The 12,067-nt window shown below is 69.7% G+C and carries 7 protein-coding genes; 3 read left to right on the forward strand and 4 right to left on the reverse strand.

The window, feature by feature from the left end:
• Positions 1 to 24: 24 nt before the first annotated feature.
• Positions 25 to 2,244, reverse strand: a complete 2,220-nt coding sequence (locus tag AB0E85_RS23265; RefSeq protein WP_361930284.1) for a SpoIIE family protein phosphatase — start codon at positions 2,242 to 2,244, stop codon at positions 25 to 27.
• Positions 2,245 to 2,346: 102 nt separating this feature from the next.
• Between AB0E85_RS23265 and AB0E85_RS23270 the strand changes: the two genes are divergently transcribed.
• Together AB0E85_RS23270 and AB0E85_RS23275 are read left to right on the forward strand one after the other, a co-directional pair.
• Complete coding sequence (locus AB0E85_RS23270) at positions 2,347 to 6,432, forward strand: HAMP domain-containing protein (RefSeq protein ID WP_361930286.1); 4,086 nt, start codon at positions 2,347 to 2,349, stop codon at positions 6,430 to 6,432.
• Positions 6,429 to 6,899, forward strand: coding sequence for a response regulator (locus tag AB0E85_RS23275; protein WP_361930288.1), 471 nt, complete (start codon positions 6,429 to 6,431; stop codon positions 6,897 to 6,899). The genes AB0E85_RS23270 and AB0E85_RS23275 overlap by 4 nt, the downstream gene beginning before the upstream one ends.
• Positions 6,900 to 6,964: 65 nt before the next feature.
• Here AB0E85_RS23275 and AB0E85_RS23280 read toward each other — a convergent pair whose 3' ends face one another.
• Together AB0E85_RS23280 and lepA are read right to left on the reverse strand one after the other, a co-directional pair.
• On the reverse strand, positions 6,965 to 8,836 hold the full coding sequence (locus AB0E85_RS23280; RefSeq protein ID WP_361930291.1) for an AMP-dependent synthetase/ligase: 1,872 nt from the start codon (positions 8,834 to 8,836) through the stop codon (positions 6,965 to 6,967).
• A gap of 249 nt (positions 8,837 to 9,085) precedes the next feature.
• Positions 9,086 to 10,954, reverse strand: a complete 1,869-nt coding sequence (gene lepA / locus AB0E85_RS23285; RefSeq protein WP_361930293.1) for a translation elongation factor 4 — start codon at positions 10,952 to 10,954, stop codon at positions 9,086 to 9,088.
• 240 nt (positions 10,955 to 11,194) lie between these two features.
• On the opposite strand from lepA, the gene rpsT reads away from it, so the two are divergent.
• A complete protein-coding gene (gene rpsT / locus AB0E85_RS23290; protein WP_033306356.1) occupies positions 11,195 to 11,461 on the forward strand; it encodes a 30S ribosomal protein S20 in 267 nt (88 codons plus the stop codon).
• Between the two features lie 175 nt (positions 11,462 to 11,636).
• Here rpsT and AB0E85_RS23295 read toward each other — a convergent pair whose 3' ends face one another.
• Positions 11,637 to 12,032 (reverse strand): nuclear transport factor 2 family protein, encoded by a 396-nt coding sequence (locus AB0E85_RS23295; RefSeq protein WP_361930296.1) that lies wholly within the window; start codon positions 12,030 to 12,032, stop codon positions 11,637 to 11,639.
• Between the last annotated feature and the right edge of the window lie 35 nt (positions 12,033 to 12,067).

Here is a 12,067-nt window from a genome sequence, read left to right on the forward strand (position 1 = left end):
CTCCATTGTCCAGCACGCGCACGGTCAGTCCGCCTGGAGCACCAGCAGGGCGAGATCGTCGGCCGGGGGCCGCGCCCCGAACTCGTGCACCAGCCGCTTGATCCGCTCGGCTATCAGCTCCGCGTCCAGCCCGGCGCATCCGGCCAGTGCCGCCGCGAGCCCGTCCCCGTCGTCGAACTGGCGGGAGCCGGAGCGGCGCTCGGTCACGCCGTCGGTGACGCACAGCAGCGTGTCGCCGGAGCGCAGCTCGAAGGTCTCGCTGGTGTAGGTGGCGTCCTCGACGACGCCCAGCAGGGTCTGCGGCTGTGCGCACGGGTGGACCTCGCCGCCCGCCCCGAGCCGCAGGGGCAGCGGGTGCCCGGCGGAGGCGACGGTGCAGCGGACCCCGCCGTCGAACGGGACCAGCTCGCCGTAGAGCAGGGACAGGAAACGCGTCTGCGGGCCGTCGCCGGGCGGGGTCGGCCGCGCGCCCGCCGCCACCAGGGCCCGGGCCGCGGCGTCCGCGGCCTCCGTGGCGTCGTCGAGCAGCAGCTGGTTGAGGCGGTCGAGGACGTCCGCGACGCGGTAGCCCTCGCGGGCGAGCAGCCGCAGCCAGGGCCGGGCCAGGCCGATCACGACGGCCGCCTCGGGCCCCTTGCCCTGGACGTCGCCGACCGCGAAGCACCAGCGGCCGTCGCCGGCCGGGAACAGGTCGTAGAAGTCGCCGCTCGGCCCGCCCTTGTCGCACGGCTCGTAGACGAGGGCGCTGCGCATGCCGGGGATCTCGGCCACGGCGCCGGGCAGCAGGCCCCGCTGGAGGACGGCGCTGATGGTGGCCTGGCGCGCGTACTGACGGGCAGCGCCGATGGCGAGGGCCACCCGGCGGCTGAGGTCCTCGACGAGGCCGGTGATCTCGTCGGGGAAGCCGGCCTTCCCCGAGCGTCCGATGACGAGGGTGCCCAGCGGGCGGCCCCCGGCGACCAGCCGGTACGCGAGGGCCGCGCCGGGCTCGCCGTCACCGAGCGCCTCGCCGGGCCAGGGGTAGTCGGCGGGGCCGGACCTGCCGCCCTCCCGGCTGCGCTCGAACGGGGAGGCCCCCACCGGGTCGAACGACTGCGGCGGGTCCTTCTCCAGGACGCGGCGCAGTTCCTCGATGCGGTTCTCGCTGCCGTGCCAGACCCGGGCGAGACGCGGTCCGCCCACACCGGCTCCGCCGCTCCAGCCGCCGCCGGTGGCCTCGTCCTCCAGCCACACCGCGCACCAGTCGGCCAGCCGCGGCACGATCAGCTGCCCGGCGAGGGCCGCGACCAGGTCCTCGTCGAGCTGCCCGGCCAGCAGGTCGGAGGCTTCGGCGAGGAAGGAGAGGGCGCCGCGGCCGAGCCAGGCGCCGTCGGGCCCGTCGCGTCCGTCGCGGTTCTCGTGCCGGTCGCGCCAGTCCCGCAGGTCGTTCCAGGCGCGCAGGCCGTCGACTTCCCGTAGGTCCGGCCAGTCCCGGGCCTCTCCGCCCTGACGCGAGCCCCAGGTCTCTCCCGCCTCACGCAGGTCCCACGCCTCTCCCCCGCCACGCCGGGTCCCCAGGGCCTCCCCCGCCTCCTCGCCCGGGTGCGGCTCGGGTGCCAGGATCTCCGCGACCCGCAGTCCGCGCGCCAGGGCGTGCTCCCCGGCGTAGGCCTCGATCTGCTCGCCCGCCGTGCACCCCCCGGCGGGCAGCCGGGCCCAGACGGTCTTGCGTCCGGTGCGGTACGTGATCCCCCACGCCTCGGAGAGCGCGCCGACGAGCCGCAGGCCGCGCCCGTGCTCGGGGGTGTCGTGCGGCGTCTCCGGCTCGCTGCCGCGCGGCGCCCGGGAGGGGTGGTGGTCGGAGACCTCGACGACGAGCGCGGCCGTGTCCGGGGCGTCGCCCTCCAGCCGGCACTCCATCTCGACGTCGGTGCCCGCGTGCACGACGGCGTTGGTGACGAGTTCGCTGACCACGAGCGCGGCATCGTCGGCGAGGCGGTCGGTGAGGTACTCGGCGGCGGGCAGGCCGAGCCCGGTCCACTCGGTGAGCGCCGCGCGCACCAGGGCGCGGGCGGCGCCCGGCGCGAGCGAACTGCCGGGCAGGGTCGCGCACGCCCGCGCATCCCCCGGCGCGTGTGCCTCCGCGCGCGGTGCGGGCTCCTCGGAAACGGGCCCCTCCTGGACGGGCACGGGCGTCTCCCCAGCGTGTGCAGGCGCCTCTGAGGCACGGGAAGCGGTCTCCCGTTGCGTCGGAATGGCCCCCATGGACAGCTCCCCGGGCAGTTCGTACGAATACGCCACAGTCGATGCCGACAGAGTGACAGACTGACCACGCCCATAAGCGCCGAGTTACCGAAGTGGGCCGCCATGAGTGAGAACCGTGCTACTCCTGTGGTCGAAGACCGGTACGAAGACGGTCAGATTCGTGCATCCGATCTGCGTCCCCTGCTCGCCGCCATGACAGCCGCCCGCGACGGCGACTTCACCAAGGTGCCGGAATCCGGCCACGGGATGGTGGCCGAACTCACCGCGGTCTTCAACCAGATCATGGACCGCAGCGTCCACTTCACCACCGAGGTGCAGCGCGTCAGACGGGAGCTGGTCCGCCACGGCCGGCTCGACGAGCGGCTCTCGGCCAGCCCGGGCCAGGGTCTGTGGACGTCCCGGGTCAACGACGTGAACCAGCTGCTCGACGCCCTGGTCGCCCCGGCCGCGAACGCCACCCGGGTGCTGGACGCGGTGGCCGGCGGCGATCTGACCCAGCGGGTCGATCTGCACGACGGGACGCGGCAGTTGCGCGGCGACCTGCGGCGTCTGGGGCGGGCCGTCAACAAGATGGTGGACCAGCTCTCCCTGTTCACCGGCGAGGTGACACGGGTCGCCCGTGAGGTCGGCACCGAGGGGCGGCTCGGCGGCCGGGCCAAGGTCCAGGGTCTGTCGGGCAGTTGGCGGGACGTGACGGAGGCCGTCAACACGATGGCGTCCCGGCTGACGGCCCAGGTGCGGGACATCGCGGCGGTGACGACGGCGGTGGCCCGCGGCGACCTGACCCGCACGGTCACGGTCGAGGCGACCGGCGAGCTGCTGGAGCTGAAGCTGACCGTCAACACGATGGTGGACCAGCTGTCCGCCTTCGCCGACGAGGTGACCCGGGTGGCCCGCGAGGTCGGCACCGAGGGGCAGCTGGGCGGCCGGGCGCAGGTGCGGGGCGTGTCCGGGGTGTGGAAGGACCTCACCGACAACGTCAACTTCATGGCGTCCAACCTGACCTCGCAGGTCCGCAACATCGCCCAGGTGACGACGGCCGTGGCCAACGGCGACCTGTCCCAGAAGATCACGGTCGACGCGCAGGGCGAGATCCTGGAGCTCAAGTCGACCATCAACACGATGGTGGACCAGCTGTCCGCGTTCGCCGACGAGGTCACCCGCGTCGCCCGCGAGGTCGGCACGGAAGGCAACCTCGGTGGCCGGGCCCAGGTCCGGGGCGTGTCCGGGGTGTGGAAGGACCTCACCGACAACGTCAACTTCATGGCGGACAACCTCACCTCGCAGGTGCGCAACATCGCGCTCGTGTCCACCGCCGTCGCCCAGGGCGACCTCGGCAAGAAGATCACGGTCGAGGCCAAGGGCGAGATCCTGGAGCTGAAGTCCACGATCAACACGATGGTCGACCAGCTGTCCGCGTTCGCCGACGAGGTCACCCGCGTCGCCCGCGAGGTCGGCACGGAAGGCAACCTCGGCGGTCAGGCGCAGGTCCGCGGCGTCTCCGGCGTCTGGAAGGACCTCACCGACAACGTCAACTTCATGGCGCTGAACCTGACGTCCCAGGTCCGCAACATCGCCCAGGTCACCACCGCCGTCGCCAACGGCGACCTGTCGAAGAAGATCACGGTCGACGCGCGCGGCGAGATCCTCGAACTGAAGGACACCGTCAACACAATGGTGGAGCAGCTGCGCGCCTTCGCCGACGAGGTGACTCGCGTGGCCCGTGAGGTGGGCACCGACGGGCGGCTCGGCGGCCGGGCCCAGGTGTTGGGCGTCTCCGGCGTCTGGCGCGACCTCACGGACAACGTCAACTACATGGCCGACAACCTCACCTCCCAGGTGCGGAACATCGCCCAGGTCGCGACGGCCGTGGCGCAGGGCGACCTGTCCCGGAAGATCGACGTGGACGCGCGCGGCGAGATCCTGGAGCTGAAGACCACCATCAACACGATGGTCGACACGCTGTCCTCCTTCTCCTCGGAGGTCACGCGCGTGGCCCGCGAGGTCGGATCCGAGGGCCAACTGGGCGGCCAGGCCCGGGTGGAGGGCGTCTACGGCACCTGGAAGCGCCTGACGACGAACGTCAACGAGCTCGCCTCCAACCTCACCACCCAGGTCCGCGCCATCGCCGAGGTCGCCTCCGCCGTGGCCCAGGGCGACATGTCCCGCTCGATCACGGTGGAGACGCAGGGCGAGGTCGCCGAGCTGAAGGACAACATCAACCTGATGGTGGCCAACCTGCGCGAGACGACCCGCGCGAAGGACTGGCTGGAGTCCAACCTGGCCCGGCTCGCCGCCCTGATGCAGGGCCACCGGGACCTGATGGAGGTCGCCGACCTGATACTCCGCGAGCTGACCCCGCTGGTGAACGCCCAGTACGGCGCGTTCTACCTGGCCGACCCCGAGGAGGACGGAGCGACGGTCCCGACCAAGGGCCTCGCCTTCATCGCCGGGTACGGCGCCGCCCAGGACGCGACCGTCGAGACCGGCGGCCTGCCGGTGCACGGTCTGGTCGCGCAGGCGGCCCGGGAGAAGAAGCGGATCCTGGTCGAAGGCGCTCCGCCCGACTACATCAAGATCAACAGCGGGCTGGGTGAGGCGGCGCCCACGACCATCGTCATCATCCCGATCCTCTTCGAGGACAAGCTCCTCGGCGTCATCGAACTCGCCTCCTTCTCCCGCTTCTCCGACGTGCACCTGGCGTTCTTCGACCAGTTCGTCAACACCATCGGCGTCGCCATCAACACGATCATCGCCAACTCCCGCACGGAGTCCCTGCTCGGCGAGTCCCAGCGGCTGGCCATGCAGCTCCAGGAGCGCTCGGACGAACTCCAGAAGCAGCAGGGCGAACTCCAGCGCTCCAACGCCGAGCTGGAGGAGAAGGCCGCCCTGCTGGCCACGTCCTCCCAGTACAAGTCGGAGTTCCTGGCCAACATGTCGCACGAGCTGCGCACGCCGCTGAACTCCCTGCTGATCCTGGCCCGGCTGCTCTCCGACAACCCCGACGGCCATCTGTCCGACCAGGAGGTGCAGTTCGCGACGACCATCCACCGCTCGGGCTCGGACCTCCTCCAGCTGATCAACGACATCCTCGACCTGTCGAAGATCGAGGCCGGCCGGATGGACGTACGCCCCAAGCGGCTCCCCCTGATCAAGCTGCTCGACTACGTCCACGCCACCTTCCGCCCGCTCACCCTCGACCGGGGGCTGGCCTTCGAGGTGGCGGTCGGCGAGGACGTACCGCGCGAGATGTACTCGGACGAGCAGCGGCTCCAGCAGATCCTGCGCAATCTCCTCTCCAACGCGATCAAGTTCACGGCGTCCGGCAAGGTGGAGCTGCGGGTGGACCGGGTGCAGGACGCCGAGCACCGCTACGTCCGGGATACGGACGACGTCATCGCGTTCTCGGTGTCCGACACCGGCATCGGGATCGCGCCGGAGAAACTCCCGGTGATCTTCGAGGCGTTCCAGCAGGCCGACGGCACCACCAACCGCAAGTACGGCGGGACCGGCCTCGGCCTGTCCATCAGCCGGGAGATCGCGGGCCTGCTCGGCGGCCGGATCGTCGCCGAGAGCGAACCCGGCAAGGGTTCCACCTTCACCCTCTACGTCCCGGTCGTCAGCCCCGGTCACACGGCGCCGGTACCGGTACCGGTCCCCGAGGACCGCACCGACCTGCCGTTGCCCCTCCGGCCGGCCGCCGAGCCGTTCCCGGCGGCGCACGACACGGATGACGCCTGGCCGTCCCCGACCAAGCTGGAGGCGTGGACGTCCGGCAGGCCGGGCCGGATCCTGGCCGGGCGGCGGGTGCTGATCGTCGACGACGACATCCGCAACGTCTTCGCCCTCACCCACGTCCTGGGCCGGGTCGGCATGACCGTCCTGTACGCGGAGAACGGCCGCGAGGGCATCGAGACGCTGGAGCGCAGCGGGGACGTGGAACTGGTCCTGATGGACATCATGATGCCGGAGATGGACGGCTACGAGACCATCTCCGCGATCCGCCGCACACCACGCTGGGCAGGCCTGCCGATCGTCGCCCTGACCGCGAAGGCGATGCCCGGCGACCGGGAGAAGTCCATCGCCCGGGGGGCCAACGACTACGTGCCCAAGCCGGTGGACATCGACGGCCTGCTGACAGTCGTGTGCGAACTGCTGGACCCCGAGGGCACGGAAGAAGAGGCATGAGCAGCACAGCCACTCGTCCCGAACGCGCCGGAATCCTCCTCGTCGACGACATGGAGGACAACCTGACCGCCCTGGAGGCCGTCCTCGCCTCCCTCAACGAGCCGCTGGTACGCGCCCGTTCCGGCGAGGAGGCGATGAAGGCCCTGCTGCGGCAGCCGATCGCCCTGGTCCTGCTCGACATCCGCATGCCCGGCATGGACGGCTTCGAGACGGCCGCCCACATCAAACGCCTCGATCAGACCCGGGACGTCCCGATCATCTTCCTGACCGGCGCGGACGACGACTCGGGCTACGCCTTCCGCGGCTACGCGACCGGCGCCGCGGACTACGTCACCAAGCCCTTCGACCCGTGGGTGCTCAGGGCCAAGGTCAGCGTCTTCCTGGACCTCTACCGAAAAGGCAGAGAGGTGGAACGCCTCAGGACGGAGATCCAGGACCTGAAACGCCGTGTGGAGGAAGGCACCTAGGGGCGCGGGGAACTGCGCGAGCGACCACAACGAACCCGCAGCCGCTCGATCAGCCCCAGCGCCCCCTACGCCTCGCGAGAGCCGTCGTACATCTCCTCGATCAGATGCTTGTACTCCCGCTCCACCACGGGCCGCTTCAGCTTCAGACTCGGCGTGATCTCCCCGTGCTCGACATCGAGGTCACGCGGCAGCAGCCGGAACTTCTTGATCGTCTGCCACCGCTGAAGCCCCTCGTTGAGCTGCTTCACATACCCGTCGACCATCTCGACGGTCACCGGCGCGGCGACGATCTCCGCGTACGACTTGCCCTCCAGCCCGTTGTCCTTGGCCCAGTCCGTGATGGCGACCTCGTCGAGCGCGATGAGCGCCGTGCAGAAGTTCCGGTCGGCCCCGTGCACCAGGATGTTGGACACGTACGGGCACACGGCCTTGAACTGGCCCTCGACCTCCGCCGGGGCGATGTACTTGCCGCCCGACGTCTTGATGAGGTCCTTCTTGCGGTCGGTGATCCGCAGGTACCCGTCGGCCGACAGCTCCCCGATGTCGCCGGTGTGGAACCAGCCGTCCGGCTCCAGCACCTCCGCGGTCTTCTCGGGCAGGTTGTGGTAGCCCTCCATGATCCCGGGGCCCCGCAGCAGGATCTCGCCGTCGTCGGCGATCCGCACCTCCGTGCCGGGCAGCGGCTTGCCGACCGTGCCGGTGCGGTAGGCCTCGCCCGGGTTCACGAAGGACGCCGCCGAGGACTCGGTCAGGCCGTAGCCCTCCAGGATGTGGATGCCGGCGCCCGAGAAGAAGTAGCCGATCTCCGGCGCGAGGGCGGCGGAGCCGGAGACGCACGCCCGCAGGTTCCCGCCGAAGGCCTCGCGGATCTTGGCGAACACCAGCGCGTCGGCGACCTTGTGCTTCGCGCCGAGACCGAACGGCACGGACGCCGTCCCGGTCCGGCGGAAGTTGTCCTGCGAGACCTTGGCGTACTCGCGGGCCACCTCGGCCGCCCACTGGAAGATCTTGTACTTGGCGCCGCCGCCCGCCCGGGCCTTCGCCGCCACGCCGTTGTAGACCTTCTCGAAGATGCGCGGCACGGCCGCCATGTACGTCGGCTGCACCACCGGCAGGTTCTCGATGATCTTGTCGACCCTGCCGTCCACGGCGGTGACGTGCCCGACCTCGATCTGTCCGGAGGTCAGCACCTTGCCGAAGACGTGCGCGAGGGGCAGCCAGAGGTACTGCACGTCCTCCGCGCCGACCAGGCCGGTCGCGGCGATCGCCTTGGCCATGTACGACCAGTTGTCGTGCGGCAGGCGCACGCCCTTGGGGCGGCCCGTGGTGCCGGAGGTGTAGATGAGGGTGGCCAGCTGGTCCTTGGTGATCGCGCCGACCCGCTCCTTGATGAGGTCGGGGTCCTTCTCCAGCCGGGCCGCGCCGCGCTTCTCCAGCTCGTCCAGGGTGAGGATCCAGTCGGCGGTCTCCACCCCGGCCGCGTCGATCACCACGACGTGCGTCAGCTCGGGCAGCTCCGCGCGCTTCTCCTTGGCCTTGGCCAGTTGCTCCGCGTTCTCCGCGATCAGCACCCGGCTCTGGGAGTCCGACAGGATGTACGCCGATTCGTCGGCGTTGGTCTGCGGATACACCGTGGTGGTGGCCGCGCCGGCGCACATGATGCCGAGGTCGGCGAGGATCCACTCGATCCGGGTGCTCGCGGCGAGGGCGACGCGCTGCTCGGCCTGCACGCCCAGCTCGACGAGGCCCGCCGCGATGGCGTAGACCCGCTCGGCTGCCTGCGCCCAGGTCAGCGACTTCCAGTCGTCCGGTCCCTGGCCCGACGACGGGACCGGATACCGATAGGCCTCGGCGTCCGGCGTGGCCGTCACGCGCTCCAGGAAGAGGCCCGCCACGGACGGCGGACGGTTCTCGATCAGGGTCTGTGCGTCGCTCACGACATCCTCCGGGGCCCGCGACAATGCGGCTGGCTCAGGTGCGGCTGGGTTCACTCACGCGCTCTTGTTTAACTCGTGAGTAACTATCGAGCAGGGATCAGAGTAAAGGGCGACCGGCCCCTGCGTAAGGGGCCGCGGCCTGTCACTTCGTACAGAGAGCTACCCCACGTACGCGCAGGGCCCGCCGCACTTTCGCACGGCGGGCCCCTGTTCAACCCGGATTGCGGTGTAACCCTCGGTAATCCGTGATTACTTCTTGCCCTTGCCCGACCCCGCACTGTCATCGCTCGACAGGACGGCGATGAAGGCCTCCTGCGGAACCTCTACGGAACCCACCATCTTCATCCGCTTCTTGCCTTCCTTCTGCTTCTCCAGCAGCTTCCGCTTACGGGAGATGTCACCGCCGTAGCACTTGGCGAGGACGTCCTTGCGGATGGCGCGGATGGTCTCGCGGGCGATGACCCGTGAGCCGATGGCCGCCTGGATGGGCACCTCGAAGGCCTGCCGCGGGATGAGCTCGCGCAGCTTGGCGACGAGCCGCACGCCGTAGGCGTACGCGGCGTCCTTGTGGGTGATCGCCGAGAAGGCGTCCACCTTGTCGCCGTGCAGCAGGATGTCGACCTTGACCAGGCTGGAGGTCTGCTCGCCGGTGGGCTCGTAGTCGAGCGAGGCGTAACCGCGGGTCTTGGACTTCAGCTGGTCGAAGAAGTCGAAGACGATCTCCGCGAGCGGCAGCGTGTAGCGGATCTCGACCCGGTCCTCGGAGAGGTAGTCCATGCCGAGCAGGGTGCCGCGCCGGGTCTGGCACAGCTCCATGATCGAGCCGATGAACTCGCTGGGCGCCAGGATGGTGGCCCGCACGACCGGCTCGTAGACCTCCGAGATCTTGCCCTCGGGGAACTCGCTCGGGTTGGTGACGGTGTGCTCGGTGCCGTCCTCCATGAGGACGCGGTAGACCACGTTCGGCGCGGTGGCGATGAGGTCGAGGCCGAACTCGCGCTCCAGCCGCTCCCGGATCACGTCCAGGTGCAGCAGGCCGAGGAAGCCGACGCGGAAGCCGAAGCCGAGGGCGGCGGAGGTCTCCGGCTCGTAGACCAGCGCGGCGTCGTTGAGCTGGAGCTTGTCCAGGGCCTCGCGCAGCTCCGGGTAGTCCGAGCCGTCCAGCGGATACAGCCCGGAGAAGACCATGGGCTTGGGGTCCTTGTAGCCCCCGAGCGCCTCCGTGGCCCCCTTCTGCTGGCTGGTGACGGTGTCACCGACCTTGGACTGGCGGACGTCCTTCACACCGGTGATGAGGTAGCCCACCTCGCCCACGCCGAGGCCGTCGGCCGACAGCATCTCCGGCGAGTTGGTGCCGATCTCCAGCAACTCGTGCGTGGCGTTGGTGGACATCATCCGGATGCGCTCGCGCTTGTTGAGCTGACCGTCGATGACACGGACGTACGTCACGACACCGCGGTAGGAGTCGTAGACCGAGTCGAAGATCATCGCGCGGGCGGGCGCGTCCGCGACGCCGACCGGCGGGGGAATCTCGGCGACGACCTTGTCGAGCAGCGCCTCGACGCCCAGGCCCGTCTTGGCGGACACCTTGAGGACGTCCTCCGGGTCGCACCCCACCAGGTTGGCGAGCTCCTCGGAGAACTTCTCGGGCTGCGCGGCCGGCAGGTCGATCTTGTTCAGCACCGGGATGATCTTGAGGTCGTTCTCCATCGCCAGGTAGAGGTTGGCGAGGGTCTGCGCCTCGATGCCCTGGGCGGCGTCGACCAGGAGGATGGTCCCCTCGCACGCGGCGAGCGACCGGGAGACCTCATAGGTGAAGTCGACGTGCCCGGGGGTGTCGATCATGTTCAGGATGTGCGTGTCGTTCTTGTCGTGGGTGGGGGCCCACGGCAGACGCACCGCCTGTGACTTGATCGTGATGCCACGCTCGCGCTCGATGTCCATGCGGTCGAGGTACTGGGCGCGCATCTGCCGCTGCTCGACCACTCCGGTCAGCTGGAGCATCCGGTCGGCGAGCGTGGACTTGCCGTGGTCGATGTGCGCGATGATGCAGAAGTTGCGGATCAGAGCCGGATCGGTACGGCTCGGCTCGGGCACGTGGCTGGGGATCGCGGGCACGCAGGGTCCTGATTCTTGAGGCGTCCGCAGTGTCTGCGGTCTCGGGTCGGATCGATACGTAGCCTCCATGGTCCCACGGGTGGGGACCACGGACGGGTTTGGGCCGCGGAAGGGGCCGCTGGTAGCCTGGGTGGCTGTGCCTCATGCCCTCTCGCAGGAGGCACTACCTCAAGAAATCACCCGGTGCGGGAAGCGCGCGGTTGCGTGCGCCCTCGTGCCAGAACCTGAGAAGGCTCATTCGTGGCGAACATCAAGTCCCAGATCAAGCGGATCAAGACCAACGAGAAGGCCCGGCTGCGCAACAAGGCCGTCAAGTCCTCCCTGAAGACCGCGATCCGCAAGGCCCGTGAGGCTGCTGCCGCGGGTGACGTCGAGAAGGCCACCGAGTACCAGCGCGTCGCCGCGCGTCAGCTCGACAAGGCCGTCTCCAAGGGCGTCATCCACAAGAACCAGGCCGCCAACAAGAAGTCGGCGCTGGCTCAGAAGGTCGCCGCGCTCAAGGGCTGACATCTGATGTGACGCCGGAGGGAATCGAGCGGGCCCTCTCTCATCCGCTCCCGTCCGGCACCCCTCGGATCCGCGCGCGGCCTGCGTTCGCCACGCGGGCGCGGATCCAGCAGCTTGAATCGAAGGCCCCGCCTTCCGCTCTTCCCCGGAGCGGCCGGCGGGGCCTTCGGCCTGCTCAGGACCAGAACTCGTTGTTCTTGTCGATGTCCTCGACGCATTCGTCGAGGTCGGTGACCTTGTCACCGACGATCCGGAAGATGATGCACCCGGTGTCGTCGAGGGTCTTGCCGTTGCGCTCGGCCGTGAAGCGGGTCATGCCGACCGCGTGACCGCGGCCGTCGACACAGATGCCGATCAGCTCGGCGCGCATCGTCCCGTTCGTCTCCGCGCCGAGCCGTTCATACATCTCGATGATCGAGTCCACCCCTTTGAAGTCGCCCGACAACGGGTGATCTCCGGGCACGTGGTGGGTGGCGTCCCCCGCGATCAGTCCGCGCAGGGTGTCCATGTCACCGCGTGAGAACGCCTCGAATCCCTTGCGTACCAGCGCTGCGTGCGGGTGTTCAGCCATGGCCTTCGCCACCTCTCCGTCACTTGGCGACGTAC

Source organism: Streptomyces sp. NPDC029044, from assembly GCF_040637495.1.
Lineage (GTDB): Bacteria > Actinomycetota > Actinomycetes > Streptomycetales > Streptomycetaceae > Streptomyces.

Bases quoted from the DNA above. Each gene is read 5' to 3' on its own strand.
- AB0E85_RS23275 (WP_361930288.1), top strand. From the start codon at position 6,429: ATGAGCAGCACAGCCACTCGTCCCGAACGCGCCGGAATCCTCCTCGTC.
- AB0E85_RS23265 (WP_361930284.1), bottom strand. From the start codon at position 2,244: ATGGGGGCCATTCCGACGCAACGGGAGACCGCTTCCCGTGCCTCAGAG.
- AB0E85_RS23270 (WP_361930286.1), top strand. From the start codon at position 2,347: ATGAGTGAGAACCGTGCTACTCCTGTGGTCGAAGACCGGTACGAAGAC.
- AB0E85_RS23295 (WP_361930296.1), bottom strand. From the start codon at position 12,032: ATGGCTGAACACCCGCACGCAGCGCTGGTACGCAAGGGATTCGAGGCG.